Origin of the sequence: Blautia sp. CAG:237 (assembly GCF_000436615.1) — a bacterium.
In the GTDB taxonomy this organism is placed as follows: Bacteria; Bacillota; Clostridia; order Lachnospirales; family Lachnospiraceae; genus Blautia_A; species Blautia_A intestinihominis.
On record NZ_FR886740.1, the window covers coordinates 11680 to 32103 of the forward strand.

A 20424-nucleotide genomic window follows, 5' to 3' on the forward strand; every position below is an offset into this window, starting at 1 on the left:
CGGCAGCCGTATTTACAGCACGGATGCCACTCAGATGGGACGCGACCTCCTGAGCGTTGAAGAGGAATATGGCGCGTCCAACCCTCTCGTCATCATGGTGCCGAAAGGGGATACAAGCAAAGAAAGTGCATTGAGTGAAGAATTAAAAGACAATGAAAATGTGACTTCTGTCATTTCCTATGTAGACAGTGTAGGTTCAACGATCCCGGACGGCTTTGTTCCGTCGGATTCACTTTCACAGCTTTATTCAGAGAATTACAGCCGTTTTGTAGTGACTATAAGCACTGAGGAATCCGAAGAAGGATGGACAGAAAAACTGAACGAAGTTTATAAAATCTGCGAGAAATATTATGGCGATGAGGCCAGGATCGCAGGCGACCTGGCAAGTACCAGGGATCTGAAAGAAACGATCACAGAGGATAACAGCAGGGTCAATACCCTGGCGATCGCGTTTGTATTTGCAATCCTTCTGTTTAACTTCAAGTCGATCACACTTCCGGTGATCCTGACACTGGTGATCGAGCTGTCCATCTGGATCAACCTCGCGATTCCGTATGTGCAGGGAACGACGCTTCATTGCTTCAGGCAGCGACAAAAGATCTTCCGGAAGTTGCAAAAGGAATGAAACAGCTGAATGCAGGATTTACGAAACTTACAAAGAATGACTCCAGCCTTCTTGAAGGTGCAAATCAGTTATCGGTCGCATCTCTTTCCTTAAGAAACGGTGCCTCCAGCCTGGTATCCGGAGCAAGCCAGCTTACCGGAGGAATCGGAAGTGCAGCCAGTGGAATCCAGTCACTCAAGAGCGGAGCAGATTCCCTTAAATCCGGAAGCAGTGAACTTACAGACGGCCTGAAAAAACTGGATGACGGAGCTGCAGAACTGAAGGACGGAACAGTGGAATCCAAAGATAAGACATCTGACATTGACCAGCAGATCGATGATGAGATTGATGAAATGTTTGACAAGATCTCAGGAAGCGATTACACACCGGTATCTTTCGTCTCAGCAGACAATAAGGACATAGGACTGGTACAGTTCGCAATCCGCACAGACGATATCAAAAAATAAAAAGAACAAAAGACATAAAAAGAGGGAAGTCCCCCGTCGCAACTGCAGAAAGTGCAGGCGGCGGGGGATTTCCCTTTTTAAGTTATAAATGCAGGGGCATTATTTAACTGAGATTACATAAGACTTCTCAAATGTTTTGGCAGGATCAAGTATATTGATGCCCGGTTTATCGGACAGTTCTCCGTTATATCCTATATTATCGCAGCGTCCCATCCATGGTTCCAGGCAGACAAACGGAGCACCGACAGCGGACCAGATACCGAAGTTTGGGAATCCCTCGCAGCTGATCTCTACATAAGGAGTTCCATCCGGAAGGGCGATACCGGCTTTAGTGATCTGACCGTTGTCAAAGACCAGAGCATCGTGGTCAAACATGTGCTCATCGATCGTGCAGGAATTATTTTCAAGAGGAAGGGTGTAGGTCTTGTCAGGAATGGCAGTACCGTACTCTGGGTCAAGCAGGCAGTAGGTCAGTTCTTTTTCTCCATTGAAGGTAAGGTGATACTGACTCCGAATGGTATCAGAAAGTACAGGCACATTAAATGCAGGATGAGCACCGATCGTGAAATACATGGTTTCCTGATCTTTGTTTACGACTTTCCATGAAACAGTCAGGTCACGACCATTGAGCGTATGTGTGATAGAAAGCTGGAAAGCATATGGCCAGATCTTCTGAGTTTCTGCGGTGGATTCCAGCAGATGAGTAACGGATGTATCGGTTTTGTCCGTGCAGGTGAATTCCATATCGCGGGCAAATCCGTGCTGACCGGATGTGTAGGAGTTACCGTTTATCAGACAGTGATCTTCATAATAGCGTCCAACATTCGGGAAAAGCACCGGAGCATGGCGTTTCCAGTAGGCCGGATCAGCATTCCAGAGTACCTGATGGTCGTTTGTTTTATCGTAGATTTCTGACAGCTCAGCACCGTGATCGGCGATCTTTACACGGAGCTGGTCATTTTCAAGTGTGTGGATCATACAAAAAACCTCCATAATGTTTGATTTGAGATTAAGTATAACAGAAAATCTGCGGGTTGGAAAGAATGCATAAGAATATTGCAGATTTGGATTGAATAACTGTCAATTGTATAGTAAAGTGAAGGTAAGAAGGGAGGTATCAGAATATGAAAAAATTCAAAAAAAGATTATTTGGCATAATTACATTTATGATGCTGGCACTGGCAGTTCCAGTGGTATTTCCGGGAAGTTATGGCGTGAAGGAAGTACAGGCGGCAGTGAAAGTAACAGCACCGAAACTGCTTTCAGCAAAGCCTTATGGCACAAACAAAATCGTGCTGAAATGGAGCACGGTAAAAGGTGTAAACGGTTATCGTGTTTACAGAAAGACGGACGGAGGAAAATGGCAGGCAGTGCGTAATTTTTCTGGATATCAGACAACAACTTATCAGGATGTACGTGTAACTACGGGCGTTCAGTATACGTACACAGTTCGTGCATACAGGAGAATTAATGGAAGCCTTGTGTGGAGTGGATATGACAGAAACGGTCTGACGACAATTGCAGGACTCAATAGTCTGAAACTTAATAAGACAAGTATGACGTTGTATGTGGGAAAATATGATACTCTCAAGATCAATGGAACGAAACTGGTTCCACAGTGGAAATCCAGTGATACAAAGACTGCCTGGGTATACCGAAATGGCAGGGTTCTTGCGAAAAAAGCAGGTAAAGCAACGATAACGGCAACTCTTGGAGGAAAGAAATTTAACTGTACAGTAACGGTAAAAAATACTCCTGTATCCAATAAATGGACCAAGAATTACACAAAACTCAAAAAATATATCCAGCAGAATGGTGAGATCAATGATGATGGAAATTATGAAGTGGAACAGGATTTTTCGAATTCGGCGGTCCTTGTAGCCTATAACAGAAAAGATGATCTGATAGAAGCTACATATATTGAATTTCTCGACACCACGGGAAAAAATTACCGTGGGATCACGATGAGCTTTAACTGTCAGAGAACAGATATTGCACAGGCTGTATTTGCTTATATTAAAGGTGAAAAAGCATATGTGACATATTCAAATCTGAATCCGTCCAGACATACTGCAAATACAGGATATGTATTCAAATATGCAACAAACGATAAAACAGCAAATGACTTTTTCCAGAAGCAGTCAAATGCTGTTCTGAAAAGAACGATGGGGGCATTTGATGTATTCCTCGCGAATGTGCAGATGACAGCGAAGGATCTTGGCTTTACTTCTTATTCATAAGAGAGAGGATCGTGGATATCCGGAAGAGTGTTTAACATTCTTCCGGATTTTTCTGGAAAAAACAGTGTTTAATTTTAATATAAAATATGGTATAGTTACTTGCATAGTATCAGTTTGATACTGACGACAGAGGGGGGAGAAACGGTGATACAGACCGGAGTACATAAGAAGAATGAACTGGATTACTTCTTTGTAGAAGAATCCTATGGGGGAAATCAGGATCTTTTTCCAGAGATATCAATGAGAGACGGAGGATGTGGAGCAGTGGCAGCTTGTGAGAGCTGTATTTATTTTGCCCGAAGAGCGGATAAGAAGAAACTTTATCCGCATAAACTCGAAGAGATCACATGGGAAGAGTACCATGATTTTGCATATATCATGAAGCATTATCTCTGTCCAAGGCCGAACGGGATCGATACCCTGGAATTATATATGGAAGGTTTTGGAGAATATCTGAAGGATGTACATGAGGAGAATCTTATGATGGAGGCTTTTCATGGGACACATGCTTATGAAGAAGCAAGAGAGGCTGTCATGAGGCAGATCGACAGCGACAGCCCGATCCCATATCTGATGCTGAAACACCAGAACAAGAACGGACATCTGGAGGATTACATATGGCACTGGTTTATCCTTGCAGGTTATGAAGAAACAGAGGATGATCTTATGGTGAAGGCAGTTTCCTATGGGGAATACAAATGGTTTTCTCTGAAGGAACTCTGGGACACCGGATATGACAAAAAGGGTGGCATGATTTTGTATCACATAAAGTAACAGACGGGGAGGATGCATTTTTTGGAAGCAAGAGAAATATTGACCCGATTCAAAAAAAACGAGATCACTTTAGAAGAGGCAGAACATTACTTTCGAAAAGAACCATTTGAGAAAATGGGAGGCTATGCGACGCTGGATTCCCACAGAGAGGTTCGCTCCGGATTCCCGGAAGTAATCTTTTGCAGCGGCAAGGCAGATGAGCATTTTGTCCATATTTTTCAGAAGTTATATGAGGACAACGGAGAAGTTTTTGGAACGAGAGCGTCCAGACATCAGTATGAGCTGGTGAAAGATCTTCTTCCGGGTGTGGAATACGATGATCTGTCACACATCATCAAGATCGAAAAGAAGCACAAAGAGCACATCGGCAAGATCGCAGTCTGTACCGCAGGTACAGCCGATATCCCGGTTGCAGAGGAAGCTGCACAGACTGCAGAATACTTCGGAACTCACGTAGAGCGTATCTTTGATGTGGGTGTGAGTGGGATCCACAGACTTTTTTCCAGACTGGAAGTGATCCAGGAGGCAAACTGTGTGGTTGCAGTTGCTGGAATGGAGGGAGCGCTTGCGAGTGTTCTCGGAGGTCTGGTGGATAAGCCGGTGATCGCAGTCCCGACTTCTGTGGGATACGGAGCGAGCATGCATGGACTTTCCGCACTTCTGACGATGATCAATTCCTGCGCGAACGGGATTGCGGTGGTAAATATCGACAATGGCTACGGGGCAGGTTACATTGCAACGCAGATCAACCGCCTTGCAGTCAGAGAAAATCAGGAACAGTAACTAATGGGAGATATTATGGGAAAAACTTTATATTTGGAATGTTATTCCGGAATCAGCGGTGACATGACCGTGGCGGCACTTCTGGATCTTGGTGCAGATCAGAAGCATCTGGAAGCGGCATTATCAGGTCTTCCGGTTCAGGGATTCCGTACAGAAGTTTCAAGGGTTGTGAAGTCTGGGCTCGATGCCTGTGATTTCTCCGTGATTCTGGATCAGGATAACCACGATCATGATATGGAATATCTGCATGGACACTCTGATGAGGAACATTCACATGTCCATAAACACGGACATGAACATCGTGGAATGAAGGAGATCAGGGAGATCATCGAAGGTTCTTCGATCAGCACCAGAGCGAAACAGACGGCTCTCAGGATTTTTGAGATTCTGGCAGAAGCGGAATCAAAAGCTCACGGCGTACCGGTGGAGGAAGTGCATTTCCACGAGGTTGGAGCAGTGGATTCCATCGTGGACATTGTATCGATCGCAGTCTGCCTGGATGATCTGGATGTCACAGATGTGGTTGTGCCGGTACTTTATGACGGAACAGGTTTTATCCGCTGTCAGCACGGTCAGATCCCGGTTCCGGTTCCGGCTGTTGTAAATGTGGCACAGGCAAATCATCTCAAACTTAAGATCACAGATATCGAAGGAGAACTGGTCACTCCGACAGGAGCAGCAGTCGTAGCGGCAGTCCGGACTTCTGAGAAACTTCCGGAAGATTTTGAGATCCTTGCGACAGGGCTCGGAGCAGGCAAACGCCAGTATCGCTGCCCGGGAATCCTAAGAGCAATGTTGATCCGGTCGGTTGAGGCAGAAAAACAGGAGTCAGATCATATCTGGCGGCTGGAAACAGACATTGACGACTGCAGCGGCGAAGCAATGGGACATGTGATGCAGATCCTTCTGGAGAATGGTGCGAGAGAAGTTCATTATACACCGGTCTTTATGAAGAAAAACAGACCGGCATATGAGCTGGTGGTCCTCTGCAAAAAAGACAAGATCTCCAGAATGGAGGAGATCCTTTTTACAGAGACAACGACGATCGGCATCAGACGGAGCGAACTGGAACGGACGATCCTGAAACGCCGTGCAGAGAAGATCCGGACTTCCATAGGCGAGGCACAGGTAAAGATCTGTACACTTCCGAATGGAAAAGAGAGATGCTATCCTGAATATGACAGTGCATCAGCACTTGCAGGGAAGGCGGGTATCAGTTTCAGGGAAGCATATGATACAATAGTAAACTGCTGGAAGACAGAAAGGTGAGGCAACAGTGATGAAGACAGGACTGGTTTTGGAAGGTGGAGCAATGCGCGGCATTTATACAGCCGGCGTTTTGGATGTATTTATGGAGCAGGGGCTGCATTTTGACGGAGTGATCGGAGTGTCTGCCGGGGCACTCCATGGCTGTTCTTTCGTTTCGGGACAGAAGGGCAGAAGCATCCGTTATTTTAAGAAATACAGGAATGATAAGCATTTTATGAGTATGTGGAACCTGGTCCATACAGGGGAAGTGGTTGGAAAACAGTTATGCTATCATGATATTCCGGAAAGACTTGATCCGTATGATTATGAGGCATTTCTGAAATCAGATACAGAGTTTTATGCGACCTGCTCCAATGTAGAGACAGGGAAGGCAGAATACATAAAGATCACAGATATGCTGAACCAGATTGATGTCCTGCGCGCATCCGCATCCATGCCATATGTGTCGAAACTTGTAGATTATCAGGGAATGAAGCTTCTGGACGGCGGCTGTACAGACAGTATTCCGTTGGAAGCATTTCGCAGGATGGGTTTTGAGAAAAATGTTGTAATCCTCACACAGCACAAAGGCTATGTAAAGAAGCCACAGAATGCAAAGATGGCAGAGCTGAGATACCATAAATACCCGGAATTTGCCGAGGCACTCAAAGAGCGTCATAGTGTCTACAATCAGTCATTAAAGGAGATCCACCGTCTGGAAGAGGCGGGAGAAGTTTTTGTGATCCAGCCATCTGAAAAGCTTGAGATCAGCCGTATGGAGACAGATCTCGATGTGATCCAGAGTGTCTACGAGAGGGGAATGATGGATGCCAGAGTCCGTATGAAGGCACTGAAAGAATGGATGGAAGAAGCAAAAAGGTAAGAGAGCTTTTTTCGGAGGATTTAAAATTCTGACCATTAAAGATAAAAGCCAGTTGCAAAAAGGACTGGGATTCAGTATAATAAAACACATAAGTGTGACACTGAAACAGTGAAAAGGAAAGTACAAGGGTGTACAGACATAAGAATGTCTGTGCGCCCTTTCGTTTTATCTGAACAGTCAGAAGTTCCTTCACACAAAAAACCACAAGGGAGGACGAGAGATGTATAGTGCAGTTGAAAACATGATCAATCAGATCGACACCTGGGTATGGGGCTGGTGGATGATCCTTCTGCTCCTGGGAACCCACATTTTTATGACGATCCGTACAGGAGTCATCCAGAGAAAGATCGGCACCGCGATCCGCTTATCTGTGACAAAAGATCCTGACGGAGAAGGCGAGGTCAGCCAGTTTGGCGCACTGACGACAGCCCTGGCATCCACGATCGGAACAGGAAACATCATCGGTGTGGGAACCGCGATCGCACTGGGAGGTCCGGGTGCAGTCCTGTGGTGCTGGCTTACCGGCGTTTTTGGGATCGCAACGAAGTACAGTGAATCTCTGATCGCTGTAAAATACCGTGTAAAAACGAAGGACGGACGTATGCAGGGCGGTGCGATGTATGCGCTGGAACGTGGACTGAATATGAAGTGGCTTGGAATGATCTTTGCTGTCTTTGGCGGCTTTGCATCTTTTGGGATCGGCTGTGCCACGCAGGTCAATGCGATCGCGACGGTCTGTCAGGAAAACTTGAGTATTCCACCGTTTGTAGTTGGAATCGTCGTTGCAGTACTGACAGCACTTGTTATTTTTGGCGGGATCAAATCTATCGCAAATGTATGTGAGAAACTGGTTCCGTTCATGGCAGCTTTTTATGTACTTGGCTGTTTTGTGATCCTGTGTATCAATTATGATTTTATTATCCCGGCAGTGACAACGATCTGTAAACTGGCATTTACACCGGGAGCTGCAGCAGGCGGCCTGGTTGGCCGTGGTATCATGATGGCAATGCAGTATGGAATCGCACGAGGACTTTTTTCCAATGAATCCGGTATGGGTTCTGCTCCGATCGCAGCAGCAGCGGCACAGACACGAAATCCGGTGCGTCAGGCCCTTGTATCCAGCACAGGTACTTTCTGGGATACCGTTGTCGTATGTCTGATGACAGGACTGGTGCTTGTCACAAGCATCATGAAAAATCCGGCGATTGACATGGGAGAGATCACAAATGGAGGTGTCCTGACAACACTGGCATTCCAGCAGATTCCGGTCCTCGGTCCGGTGATCCTTGTAATTGGAATTATTTCTTTTGCGTATTCTACGGTTCTTGGATGGGCATACTACGGAGAACGCTGCGTAGAATATTTTGCAGGAAAAAAAGGCCTGATCCCGTACAGAGTCCTTTACATCGCAGTGGCAGTGATCGCACCGGTCATTTCTCTGAATCTGGTATGGACGATCGCGGATATCCTGAATGCGCTGATGGCACTTCCAAACCTTGTGGCGGTCCTGCTCCTTTCGAATGTGATCGTGGCAGAGACCAGGAAATACATCAACAATCTGGATGCCAAAGACGATACAGAAATAGAAATCATTGACCGCTGAAATCGGATAAGCTAAAATACATACAGCGGCCCGGCAGTACTTATGGCAGCCGGGCTGCTGTTTATTTTTTACAGAGAAAATACAGAGGAAAAATACATGTCAGAACAAAATAATATGAAGATCATAGCAAGGATCCACAATGATTTCCCGACAAAGTTTGGAATCCCACATCAGAGCAACCGGCTGAGTGCATTAAAGGCAACGATCGTGTTTGAGCCGGAATACCGGGTAACGGAGGCATTCCGTGGTCTGGAAGATTACGATTATATCTGGCTCATCTGGCAGTTTTCGGAGGCAGTACGCGAGAACTGGTCTCCGACAGTACGCCCGCCAAGACTTGGAGGAAATACAAGAATGGGCGTGTTTGCGACCAGATCCCCATTCCGCCCCAACAGTCTGGGACTCTCATCAGTCCGCCTGGAAGAGATTGAATATCATTCGGATCTTGGTACGGTCCTGCACATCTCAGGGGCGGATCTGATGGATGGAACGCCGATCTACGATATCAAACCGTACCTTCCCTATGTGGACAGCCATCCGGAAGCAAAAGGCGGCTTCACAGACCATATCGAAGAACATATCCTTAAAGTGGAATTTCCAGAAGAACTGCTGCAAAAGATCCCGGAATCACAGAGGGAGGCACTGATAGAAGTGCTCGCCAATGACCCGCGTCCGAGATACCAGAAGAACCCGGAGAGAGTCTACGGGATCGCCTATGGAGAGAACGATGTGCACTTCAAAGTCAGAGAAGAAATACTTTACGTTTGTGATGTGATAAAATTAAAATGAAAAATCCTTTGACAAACAAAGGAATCTATGGTACTATGCTCTTAGATAGTTAGCATGAGCTAACCAAAAGAAACTGAAAACATAAAGCGGACGCAATGAGCCGCTTTCTTTTAAAATATGAAGTTAGTTTAGAACAACAAAATAAGAGGTGAGAATATGAGTATTGTGATCGTAGGTGGAAATGAAAGAATGGTATGTCAGTATGAAGATATCTGCAAAGGATTCGGATGTAAAGCGAAAGTTTTTGCCAAAGAAAAAGGTGCCATGAAGAAAAAGATCGGCGCGCCGGATCTTATGATCCTGTTTACCAGTACGGTGTCTCATAAGATGGTAAACTGTGCAGTTGAAGAAGCAAAAAGAAAATCTATCCCGGTATGTAGATGCCACACCAGCAGTGCATCTGCTCTTGAAAGTATTCTCCGTGAGTACTGTGCATAATAATTTTTTCAGGATTTTTCGTCAATATTCGTAAGAAATACTTGCAAAACTTTCTGTTTTTCAATACAATATAAAACAGCTTTTAGCACTTTTTAGTTTTAGAGGAACACAGAAGGGTGAGAATTATTATGAAAAAAGTTGTGAAATTTGGAGGAAGCTCCCTTGCGAACGCAGAACAGTTCAAAAAAGTAGGGGATATCATCAGAAGCGAGGAGAGCAGACGTTATGTGGTTCCGTCTGCACCGGGTAAGAGATACTCGGGAGACACCAAGGTAACAGATCTTTTGTATGCATGCTATGACAAGGCCGCAGCAGGTGCTGATTTTACAGGTATCCTCAACGAGATCAAAGAACGTTTTTATGAGATCATCAAGGGTCTGAAGCTTGAACTTTCCCTCGAGGAAGAGTTCCGTCAGATCGAAGCTGATTTCAAAGCACAGGCAGGTACAGAGTACGCAGCATCCCGAGGAGAGTTTCTGAATGGTAAAGTGATGGCTGCATATCTTGGATATGAATTCGTAGATGCCGCAACTGTGATCCGTTTTGACAAGAACGGAAACTTTGATGCAGACAAGACAGACAAACTTCTTGCAAAACGTCTTCAGAAATGCGAAAAGGCAGTTATTCCAGGATTCTATGGTGGTATGGAAGACGGAACTGTCAAGACTTTCTCCAGAGGTGGATCTGATGTTACAGGTTCTCTTGTAGCCAAAGCGATCCATGCAGACATCTACGAGAACTGGACAGATGTTTCCGGTTTCCTGGTAACAGATCCGAGGATCGTGGATAATCCGGCAGTGATCGAGACCATCACATACCGTGAGCTGAGAGAGCTTTCCTACATGGGTGCAACTGTTCTTCATGAGGATGCGATCTTCCCTGTCCGTAAAGAGGGAATCCCGATCAACATCCGTAACACCAACCGTCCGGAGGATAAAGGAACCTTTATCGTAGAGAGCACATGCCGTAAACCGAAATATGTGATCACAGGTATCGCAGGTAAGAAGGGATTCTGCTCTATCAATATTGAGAAATCCATGATGAACAGCGAAGTTGGTTTCGGAAGAAAAGTTCTCCAGGTATTTGAAGACCAGGGAATCAGCTTTGAGCATGTACCGTCCGGTATTGATACCATGACGATCTATGTTCATCAGGACGAATTTGAAGAAAAAGAACAGCAGGTGATCGCCGGAATCCACAGAGCAGTACAGCCTGATTTCGTGGAGATGGAATCTGACCTTGCGCTGATCGCAGTCGTAGGCCGTGGCATGAAGTCCCAGAGAGGAACTGCAGCGCGTGTATTTGCAGCTCTGGCACATGCACATGTCAATGTAAAGATGATCGACCAGGGATCCAGTGAGCTGAATATCATCATCGGTGTTGAAAACAGAGATTTTGAGACAGCATTGAAGGCAATTTACGACATTTTTGTTCTGACACAGATCTAATAAATAAAAAGATCCGGGAAACCGGGTCTTTTTGCACTTGAGTCAGAACACGAGGAGGAATTATATGATTACAAGACAGATTAAATTAAACGCGACAGAAGATGTACAGGAATTTGTGAACGAGGCAGCAAAATGCAGCTTTGATATTGATATTTCTTATAACCGTATCATCATTGATGCCAAGTCTCTTCTGGGAATCCTGAGCATGGACCTTACACGGGAACTGACAGTCAGATGTTATGGAGAGAGCCAGAAATTCAATAAAGTTATGGACAAATTTGCAGTAGCATAACTGTATCAGAAGTTTGGCAGGAGCGGGCACATATTCAGAGAAAGGATATGTGCCTTTTTGAATGTATGGGAAGCAGGAGAGAAAGCAGGATGGAAAAACCGGTAATCCGTATTTCAGTTCGAAATCTGGTAGAATTTATTTTGAGAAGCGGTGATCTGACAAGCAGGAGCGGAACGGCAGCAGACAAAGAAGCCATGCTCAAGGGAAGCCGCTTTCACCGAAAGATCCAGAAACAGATGGGCAGCACCTATCAGGCAGAAGTTCCGCTCAAAAAAGAAAGTGAATATGAAGATCTGATCCTGTGTGTAGAGGGAAGAGCTGACGGTATTTTTGCAGAGAACGAAACTGTTTGTATCGATGAGATCAAAGGAATTTACAAAAGCCTTGACAGTCTGGAAGAACCGGTGCAGATCCATCGTGCACAGGCACTCTGTTATGGCTGGATCTATATGGAAGCCCATGATCTGGAAAGGATTGATATCCAGATGACATATGGTCAGCTTGATACGGAGGAAATCCGGAGATTCCGGGAAACGATCGCCAGAGAAAAACTGGAGAAATGGTATCAGGATCTGACAGATGAGTACTATAAATGGGTCTCTTATCAGCTCGCCTGGCGAAAAGAGAGAAATGCATCCATGGAAACTCTGGAATTCCCGTTTCCATACCGCAAAGGGCAGAGAGAAATGGTTGCCGGAGTTTACCATGCGATCTCAGAAGAGGCGCAGATTTTTATCCAGGCTCCGACCGGGATCGGTAAGACGATGTCTGCAATCTTTCCGGCAGTCCGTGCTGTGGGACAGGGAAAAGGCGAGACGGTCTTTTATCTGACGGCCAGGACGATCACGCGGACTGTGGCAGAGGATGCATTTTCAATTCTCCGCGGGAAAGGTCTGCACTTCAAATCTATCACGATCACAGCAAAAGAAAAAATGTGCTTCTGTGATGAGATGGACTGTGACCCGCAGAAATGTCCTTATGCGAAGGGGCATTATGACAGGATAAACGATGCCGTCTATGAACTGTGGACGAAAGAAGAAGCTTTTGACCGTGAAACGATTCTTGCACAGGCAGAGAAATACAGTGTCTGTCCATTTGAGATAACACTTGACCTGGCAGTGTGGATGGACGGGATCGTCTGTGATTATAATTATGTGTTTGATCCAAATGTTTATCTGAAACGGTTTTTCGGGGAAAATATAAAAGGAAAATATCTCTTCCTGATCGATGAAGCACACAATCTGGTGGACCGTGGAAGAGAAATGTACAGTGCTTCCCTGTGCAAAGAAGAGATAGAAAGCACCCGCAGATTCGTAAGAGCACACAGTAGCAGACTGTATCGTATGCTTGGCAAAGCTGCAAAACAACTGGAAGTACTGAAGGAAGAAAGCAGTTCCTCCTGGCAGGTGCTGGAAAATGCGGGGACACTTCCTGTGACGCTTCTGAGTATTCAGGGAGAGATGGACAAACTTTTGGAAGAACCGCCGTCACAGGAATTCGTGGATGGAATCCTGGAATTTTATTTTGCGGTACGGGATTTCCTGAACATTGCAGAACTGGTGGATGAAAATTATGTGACGTATGTTTCGACGGATGAAGACAGAAAGTTCCGTATGAAACTGTTTTGTGTAAATCCGGCGGCAAATCTGCAGAGATGCCTGGACCGTGGAGTCAGCACGGTATTTTTTTCGGCAACACTTCTGCCGCTTGCTTACTACAGGAAGATGCTGAGTACCAGAAATGAAAATTTCGGCATGTATGTAAATTCTCCTTTTGAGGAAGAAAAAAGATGCCTTCTCCTGTGCCGCGATGTCAGCAGCAGATACACCAGAAGAGGGTATGAAGAATACCGCAGGATTGCAGAATACATTGCGCGGATGTCCTGGAAGAAAAAAGGAAATTATATGATCTTTTTTCCGTCCTATAAACTGATGGAAGATGTGTTTGAAGTTTATCAGGAGGAATTTTCGGCTGACTGGGTGGACTGCATCTGTCAGCAGGCTTCAATGAATGAACGGGAGCGGGAAGAATTCCTCAGAGAATTTCAGGCGCAGGGTGAAAAAACACTTCTTGGCTTCTGCGTCATGGGAGGGATTTTTTCGGAAGGGATCGATCTGATCGGTGACAGGTTGATCGGCGTGGCGGTTGTCGGAACAGGGATTCCGCAGATCGGTTGCGAAAGAGAGGTCCTGAAAGAATATTATGACGAGAAAGGGGAGCCAGGCTTTGATTATGCCTATCGTTATCCTGGCATGAACAAAGTGCTCCAGGCGGCAGGCCGCGTGATCAGGACCCGGGAAGATATCGGCGTGATCCTGCTTATGGATGAACGTTTCATGAACCGGGAATACCGGATGCTTTTTCCGCGTGAGTGGTCGTCTGTAAAAACGTGCACGATCGGGACGGTGGAGGCATCGCTTAAGGATTTCTGGGAGCAGGTTTCAGAAATGGAAAGCTGTGGAAACGAAGGGACCGGGCCGGAGCAGGAGGATGGCGCGGATGCTTGACATATGTGTGATTTCAGGTATACTATGAACAATCAGTTTGCAAAAAAGTAATCGTGGGATAGATACAAAAGGAGAAGAAGATGAAGAGACGAACGGTTCTGGCATTGTGTCTGTGTCTGACATTAGCCGGTACACCTGTGGGTGTGGCTGCGGCTTCTGACAGTCTTTTGTCAGTAACAGAAGAAGCACAGATTCAGCCGATCGGGGATGGGTCCGGCAGATACCTTATGAAAAGCGACGGTTTTTACTGCCTCAAAGAAGACGGAAGCAAGGATACAGCGGTATCTGTTCATTATTTTGACAAAATGGAAATAGACGGCACTGTACTGGATGGTTTTTATTATCATGATGCGGACGGATGCTATCTGGCGGCAAGCCCTCATATGGTAAAGATCAGCAAGCTTACCTGTATGGGGACAGATGAAACGGGAGAGCCGGCAGAGTATACGTTTGACGGATACTATATGGTAAACAATCTTGGAAAACTTTCTGCCGCGCCGCAGGTGAGATATATAGATGGTCTGACAATGGATGGGACGACCTTTGACGGCTATTATTATTTTGATGAGACAGGACGGATGGTGACGGAGCCGGGAACACATGAACTTGAGATGACTTCGAATGGTCAGATGTTTTCCGGAACGTATTATTTCGGTGGGGCAAATGGTGTTCTTGAGCAGAAAGCAGGGACTACGCCGGATGGATTCCCGGTGGATGAAACAGGCAAAGTGCAGGGGCTTGATGCACTTGGAATTGAAAATCTGGAACCGCAGCTTGAGGCGACGGTATCCGGTTATGATGGAAACTGGAGTGTTTACGTCAAGGATCTGGAAACAGAGGAAGAGTTTGTGATCAATGACGAGCCGATGTATTCAGCAAGTCTTATCAAAGCTTTCGTGATGGCAAAGACGTTTGAGGATATGGATCTTGTTCTGGAGAACGAAGCGAAGCAGATGAAGACCGATGCCGCAAATGCAGCAGTACAGACAAAAATCGATAATCTCCTCACAAACATGATCACAGTCAGCGACAATGAATCCTGTAATGAACTTGGCAGACTGCAGTCGGAAAAACATGATTTCCTTGACGGAGCAGAGAAGGTCAATGAATATCTCGAAAAAGAAGGTTATTCCGAGACGAGTTACCAGAGCACGCTTCATCCGTCTTCTTCAGCAAAGATCAGTCTTGGTGGAAGAAATATGACTTCGGTAAAAGACTGCGGACTTCTTTTGGAGCGGATCTACAGGGGAGAATGCGTGAGTGAAGAAGCATCTGCACAGATGCTGGACCTTCTGAAACGGCAGGAAAATACCAGCAAGATCCCTGCAGGGATCAAGGCAGAAGTTCCGACAGCAAACAAGACAGGCGAGACAGATGAGGACCAGCATGATATCGCGATCGTGTACGGAGCAAAGACCACATACATTCTCTGTGTGATGTCAGAGGGCTGGAAAAGCGGCGGTGATGCAGTGCAGAACATCCAGAATATTTCCAGTATGGTCTATAATTACCTCAACCTGTAAATCTTTGGTTTCCTGCATGCCTGCGTTGCTTTTTGACAGGAAATCATGTATAATATCGAACTGTAACAAACTGGTCTGATGACCAGTAAATACTGTCTGCTCCAGGACAGGATATGTTACTGTGGAGTGAACAGTAACTTGGAGATTTCGATAAATAGAGTATAATCAGGAGGAATAAATTACATGCGAGTCGATACGGATGACTTTGCCCGACCTTGTGGGTGCGGGAAGAATCACCATATAGAAGTAAAGGAAATTTTAATTGAAGAAGGAGTAGTGGAGAAGCTGGAAGAAGCAATGTCAGACGGGTTTCTCAAGGAATATATTTCACCGCTTCTGATCTGTGACACAAACACATGCAAGGTGACAGAGGAGATCATGGAAGATATCTATGACCGATGTCAGGTACTTGTGCTGGATGCTGAGGGTCTTCATGCAGACCAGCATGCAATCGAAGTAGTAGAGAATAACATGGAAGAGGATATAGACCTGATCCTGGCAGTGGGAACAGGCACGATCCATGACATCAGCCGTTATGTGGCTTTTCAGTACAAAATTCCCTTTATTTCCGTTCCAACAGCGGCAAGCGTGGACGGATTCGTATCTACAGTTGCAGCAATGACCTGGAATGGGCTCAAAAAAATAGTGCCGGCGGCACCGCCTATTGCAGTTTATGCTGATTCAAATATTTTTGCAGCGGCACCGAGACGGCTGAATGCATCCGGTGTATCTGATCTTTTTGGAAAATATATCTGTCTTGCAGACTGGAAGATTGCTCATATGCTGACAGATGAATACATTTGTGATGAGATTATTGAACTGGAAGAAAAAGCACTCAGGACAGTACGCTCCTGTCTGGATGATATTGCACAAGGTGACAGAGAAAGCTGTGAGAAACTAATGTATGCGCTGATTCTGTCCGGGCTGGCGATGCAGATGGTTGGAAATTCCAGACCGGCTTCCTGTGCAGAACATCACCTTTCTCATCTGTGGGAGATGGAAGTGATCAATGGACCGCTGGATGCGCTTCACGGTGAGAAAGTCTCGATTGGAACCCTGATCGTTCTCAGAGAATATAACCGTATTGCCAGAGCAATCCGTGAAGGCAGATGCAGGGTATTATCAGAACGTGAGGATGATACAGAACTTCTTGAAAAAACATTCGGTAAGAAACATCTGCTGGAGGGAATTATCGAAGAAAACACACCGGATCCACTGGAGGAAGTCAGTCCGGCAAGACTGGAATCCTGTCTTTCTGAAATTGCAGATATAATTGAAGAACTTCCGCGAGAAGAGGAACTTGTTCATGCGATGGATAAGGCTGGATGTAAGCAGAGTGTATACGAGATCGGACTCACAGAGGAAATCATACCACAGAGCCTGAAACTGGCTCCTTATGTCAGACGGCGCCTCAGTTTTCTGAGAGTCAGCAGAATGCTCGAAATAGAAGGAGAATGATTATGAGAGTTGGAATGGGATATGATGTACATAAGCTGACAGAAAACAGTGACCTGATCCTCGGGGGAGTCAAGATCCCGTGGGAAAAGGGTCTTCTCGGACATTCTGATGCGGATGTGCTGATCCATGCAGTGATGGATGCTTTGCTTGGGGCTGCGGCTCTTGGAGATATCGGAAAACATTTCCCGGACACAGATCCCAAATACAAAGGGATTTCCAGTGTGAAGCTTCTGATTCATGTGTCAGAGCTTCTTAAGGAACATGGATATGAAGTAGGGAACATTGATGCGACGATCATCGCCCAGAAACCAAAGATGGCACCGCATATTCCGCAGATGCGTAAAAATATGGCGGATGCTCTTGGAATCCCGGAATCAAAGATCAATGTCAAGGCAACTACAGAAGAAGGACTTGGATTTACCGGAAGCGGGGAAGGGATTTCTTCTCAGGCAATCTGCCTGCTCACAGAGATCCAGGACTGATCTTGTTACAAAATAATATCGGAGGAAAGAGACATGAAACTTTTTAATACAATGTCACGAAGAAAAGAAGAATTTGTACCGCTGGAAGAGGGCAAGGTACGCATGTATGTATGCGGACCGACTGTGTACAACCTGATCCATATCGGAAATGCAAGACCGATGATCATTTTTGATACGGTACGCCGTTATCTGGAGTACAAAGGATACGAAGTAAACTATGTATCCAACTTCACAGACGTAGATGACAAGATCATCAAGAAAGCGATCGAGGAAGGCGTAAGCGCAGAGGAAGTTTCACAGCGTTATATCGCAGAGTGCAAGAAGGACATGGCAGGCATGAACGTAAAACCGGCTACCACACATCCGCTTGCAACACAGGAGATTGACGGAATGATCGATATGATCCAGACACTGATCGACAAGGGTTATGCATATCCGGTTGCCGATGGAACTGTATACTTCCGTGTAAAGAAATTCAAAGAATACGGTAAGCTTTCTCATAAGAACCTTGATGATCTGCAGTCAGGATTCCGTTCCCTGCAGGTATCCGGTGAGGATCAGAAGGAAGATCCGCTGGATTTCGTACTCTGGAAACCGAAGAAAGAAGGAGAGCCATACTGGACCTCTCCATGGTGCGACGGAAGACCGGGCTGGCATATTGAGTGCTCCGTTATGTCCAAGAAATATCTTGGAGAGGAGATCGACATCCATGCCGGTGGCGAAGACCTTGTGTTCCCTCACCATGAGAATGAGATCGCACAGAGTGAATGCTGCAATGGAGTTCCTTTTGCGAAATACTGGATGCACAATGCATTCCTGAACATTGACAACCGCAAGATGTCCAAGTCTCTTGGAAACTTCCGTACTGTCCGTGAGATCAGTGAACAGTATGATCTGCAGGTGCTTCGTTTCTTCATGCTGAACGCACATTACAGAAGCCCGCTCAATTTCAGTGCAGATCTGATGGAATCCTCCAAGAACGCGCTTGAGAGAATCACAGAGGCAGCAGCAAGACTTCGCGACCGCAAGGCAGCAGCGGCTGTGCAGGAAGCAACAGAAGACGAGGAGAAACTGATGCAGGAAGAAACTGCATTTGTGACTAAGTTCGAGGAAGCTATGGATGACGACTTCAACACAGCTGATGCGCTGGCTGCGATCTTTGAACTTGTCAAATTTGCCAACACAAATGTACAGGAAGGAAGCTCCGCAGAATTTGCAGCACACACTCTGGAAGTTATGACAAAACTCTGCGATGTTCTCGGACTGACTCTTGAGAAGAAAGAAGAGATCCTTGACGAAGAGATCGAAAACCTGATCGCAGAACGTCAGGCAGCAAGAAAAGCCAAAGATTTCGCAAGAGCAGATGAGATCCGTGGACTGCTTCTTGAAAAAGGTATCGAACTGAAAGATACTCGTGAGGGCGTAAAATGGAAACGAATCTGATACAGCTTGATGAACTGTTTCATCTTGAAAACCAGGATCTGCGGAGTTATTCTCCGCTGACTCTGGCGTATATCGGAGATGGGATCTATGAGCTGATCATCCGTACAGTCCTTGTCAGGAAGGGCAACTGTCCGGTCAACCAGCTTCACAAAAAAGCAAGCAGTCTGGTAAAGGCAGCTTCTCAGTCAGCGATCATGGAAGTGATAGAGGAGAAACTGACCGAGGAAGAGCATAACATCTACCGCAGAGGCCGCAACGCACATTCTCCTACAATGGCAAAGCATGCAACCATGGCTGATTACAGAAGGGCAACAGGCTTTGAGGCATTGATGGGATACTTATATTTAAAGGGAGATTACACACGGATGCTTGAACTTGTCCGTATGGGAATCGGAGAGGACAGATTATGAGTGAACAGATAGAAGGCCGCAACGCGGTACTGGAAGCTTTTCGTTCAGGCAAATGCGTGGACAAGCTTTTTATCCTGGATGGATGCCAGGACGGACCAGTCCGCACGATCGCAAGAGAGGCTCGCAAAAAAGACACGATCATCAATTATGTATCCAAAGAAAGACTGGACCAGCTCAGTGAGACACATGCACATCAGGGTGTGATCGCGCAGGTTGCAGCTTATGAATACAGCACCGTAGAAGACATCCTCGCCAAGGCAGAGGAGAAGGGTGAGCCGCCGTTTCTGATCCTTCTGGACAATGTAGAGGATCCGCATAATCTTGGTGCGATCATCCGTACAGCTAACCTGGCAGGTGCACATGGTGTTATCATTCCGAAGCGCAGAGCTGTCGGACTGACTTCCACAGTTGCCAAGACATCTGCCGGTGCGATCAATTACACACCGGTTGCCAAAGTTACCAATCTGGTACGTACCATGGAAGAACTTAAGCAAAAAGGCATCTGGTTCGTCTGTGCAGATATGGGCGGAGAGAGCATGTACCGTATGAATCTGACGGGACCGATCGGTCTTGTGATCGGAAACGAGGGCGAAGGAGTCAGTCGTCTTGTGAGAGAGGCATGTGACTTTACCGCATCTATCCCGATGAAGGGAGATATCGATTCTCTGAATGCATCCGTTGCAGCAGGTGTCCTTGCGTATGAGATCGTAAGACAGCGTCTCGTGGCAGAAAGCAAATAAGAAATGGAGATTCTCTATGTGCCAGTATGAAAAATGCACAGATGAAGAATTGCTCACCAGGCTGAGATCTGGTGAGGAAGAGATATCAGATTATCTGATGGAAAAATACAAAGGATTTGTCCGCCAGAAAGCAAGAGCCATGTTCCTGATCGGCGGTGAGACCGATGATCTGATACAGGAAGGAATGATCGGGCTTTTTAAGGCGGTACAGAGTTATCAGCCTGACAAAGATGCTTCTTTTCGGACATTTGCGGGGATGTGCATTGACCGACAGCTTTACAGTGCTATCCAA

21 protein-coding genes are annotated in these 20424 nt (G+C 46.0%); 20 read left to right on the plus strand and 1 reads right to left on the minus strand.

Annotation, left to right across the window (positions count from 1 at the left end; translation table 11 throughout):
* Window positions 1–625, plus strand: a 625-nt coding sequence (locus QZL69_RS07910) for an MMPL family transporter (protein ID WP_291518944.1), incomplete at its 5' end; no start/stop codon positions are given.
* Window positions 622–1071, plus strand: a complete 450-nt coding sequence (locus QZL69_RS07915) for a hypothetical protein (RefSeq protein ID WP_022214682.1) — start codon at window positions 622–624, stop codon at window positions 1069–1071. The genes QZL69_RS07910 and QZL69_RS07915, both read left to right, overlap by 4 nt.
* A 99-nt stretch (window positions 1072–1170) precedes the next feature.
* Here the strand turns inward: QZL69_RS07915 and QZL69_RS07920 are convergent, their stop codons facing one another.
* Window positions 1171–2049 (minus strand): aldose 1-epimerase family protein, encoded by an 879-nt coding sequence (locus QZL69_RS07920; RefSeq protein WP_022214683.1) that lies wholly within the window; start codon window positions 2047–2049, stop codon window positions 1171–1173.
* Window positions 2050–2195: 146 nt separating this feature from the next.
* Between QZL69_RS07920 and QZL69_RS07925 the strand changes: the two genes are divergently transcribed.
* The 18 genes from QZL69_RS07925 to QZL69_RS08010 form a co-directional block, all read left to right on the plus strand.
* Window positions 2196–3311 carry an Ig-like domain-containing protein gene (locus QZL69_RS07925; RefSeq protein WP_022214684.1) on the plus strand — a complete coding sequence of 372 codons (1116 nt, stop codon included), beginning with the start codon at window positions 2196–2198 and terminating at the stop codon, window positions 3309–3311.
* Window positions 3312–3455: 144 nt separating this feature from the next.
* Window positions 3456–4085: a hypothetical protein gene (locus QZL69_RS07930; protein WP_022214685.1), complete on the plus strand. Its 630-nt coding sequence runs from the start codon at window positions 3456–3458 to the stop codon at window positions 4083–4085.
* Window positions 4086–4106: 21 nt separating this feature from the next.
* Window positions 4107–4868, plus strand: coding sequence for a nickel pincer cofactor biosynthesis protein LarB (gene larB / locus QZL69_RS07935; protein ID WP_022214686.1), 762 nt, complete (start codon window positions 4107–4109; stop codon window positions 4866–4868).
* A 15-nt stretch (window positions 4869–4883) separates the two neighbouring features.
* Complete coding sequence (gene larC / locus QZL69_RS07940; protein ID WP_022214687.1) at window positions 4884–6137, plus strand: nickel pincer cofactor biosynthesis protein LarC; 1254 nt, start codon at window positions 4884–4886, stop codon at window positions 6135–6137.
* A 10-nt stretch (window positions 6138–6147) separates the two neighbouring features.
* Entirely contained in the window at window positions 6148–6999 is an 852-nt protein-coding gene (locus QZL69_RS07945; RefSeq protein WP_022214688.1) for a patatin-like phospholipase family protein, read from the plus strand.
* A gap of 220 nt (window positions 7000–7219) precedes the next feature.
* Window positions 7220–8602: an alanine/glycine:cation symporter family protein gene (locus QZL69_RS07950; RefSeq protein WP_022214689.1), complete on the plus strand. Its 1383-nt coding sequence runs from the start codon at window positions 7220–7222 to the stop codon at window positions 8600–8602.
* A 96-nt stretch (window positions 8603–8698) separates the two neighbouring features.
* Window positions 8699–9391, plus strand: coding sequence for a tRNA (N6-threonylcarbamoyladenosine(37)-N6)-methyltransferase TrmO (gene tsaA, locus QZL69_RS07955; RefSeq protein WP_022214690.1), 693 nt, complete (start codon window positions 8699–8701; stop codon window positions 9389–9391).
* 156 nt (window positions 9392–9547) lie between these two features.
* On the plus strand, window positions 9548–9829 hold the full coding sequence (locus QZL69_RS07960; protein ID WP_022214691.1) for a DUF2325 domain-containing protein: 282 nt from the start codon (window positions 9548–9550) through the stop codon (window positions 9827–9829).
* Between the two features lie 128 nt (window positions 9830–9957).
* Window positions 9958–11277, plus strand: a complete 1320-nt coding sequence (locus tag QZL69_RS07965) for an aspartate kinase (protein ID WP_022214692.1) — start codon at window positions 9958–9960, stop codon at window positions 11275–11277.
* A 64-nt stretch (window positions 11278–11341) separates the two neighbouring features.
* Complete coding sequence (locus QZL69_RS07970; RefSeq protein WP_022214693.1) at window positions 11342–11569, plus strand: HPr family phosphocarrier protein; 228 nt, start codon at window positions 11342–11344, stop codon at window positions 11567–11569.
* Between the two features lie 89 nt (window positions 11570–11658).
* Complete coding sequence (locus tag QZL69_RS07975; RefSeq protein ID WP_022214694.1) at window positions 11659–14076, plus strand: ATP-dependent DNA helicase; 2418 nt, start codon at window positions 11659–11661, stop codon at window positions 14074–14076.
* A gap of 80 nt (window positions 14077–14156) precedes the next feature.
* Window positions 14157–15599 (plus strand): serine hydrolase, encoded by a 1443-nt coding sequence (locus tag QZL69_RS07980; protein ID WP_022214695.1) that lies wholly within the window; start codon window positions 14157–14159, stop codon window positions 15597–15599.
* A 183-nt stretch (window positions 15600–15782) separates the two neighbouring features.
* On the plus strand, window positions 15783–17057 hold the full coding sequence (locus QZL69_RS07985) for a sn-glycerol-1-phosphate dehydrogenase (RefSeq protein ID WP_022214696.1): 1275 nt from the start codon (window positions 15783–15785) through the stop codon (window positions 17055–17057).
* Between the two features lie 2 nt (window positions 17058–17059).
* The gene (gene ispF, locus QZL69_RS07990; protein ID WP_022214697.1) at window positions 17060–17539 is read left to right on the plus strand and encodes a 2-C-methyl-D-erythritol 2,4-cyclodiphosphate synthase; all 480 of its coding nucleotides are present in this window, start codon (window positions 17060–17062) and stop codon (window positions 17537–17539) included.
* A 33-nt stretch (window positions 17540–17572) separates the two neighbouring features.
* Complete coding sequence (gene cysS / locus QZL69_RS07995; protein WP_022214698.1) at window positions 17573–18982, plus strand: cysteine--tRNA ligase; 1410 nt, start codon at window positions 17573–17575, stop codon at window positions 18980–18982.
* Window positions 18967–19392, plus strand: a complete 426-nt coding sequence (locus QZL69_RS08000; RefSeq protein ID WP_022214699.1) for a Mini-ribonuclease 3 — start codon at window positions 18967–18969, stop codon at window positions 19390–19392. The genes cysS and QZL69_RS08000 overlap by 16 nt, the downstream gene beginning before the upstream one ends.
* Window positions 19389–20132: a 23S rRNA (guanosine(2251)-2'-O)-methyltransferase RlmB gene (rlmB, locus tag QZL69_RS08005; RefSeq protein ID WP_022214700.1), complete on the plus strand. Its 744-nt coding sequence runs from the start codon at window positions 19389–19391 to the stop codon at window positions 20130–20132. Before QZL69_RS08000 ends, rlmB begins: the two co-directional genes overlap by 4 nt.
* 16 nt (window positions 20133–20148) lie before the next feature.
* Window positions 20149–20424, plus strand: a 276-nt coding sequence (locus tag QZL69_RS08010; protein WP_291518954.1) for a sigma-70 family RNA polymerase sigma factor, incomplete at its 3' end; no start/stop codon positions are given.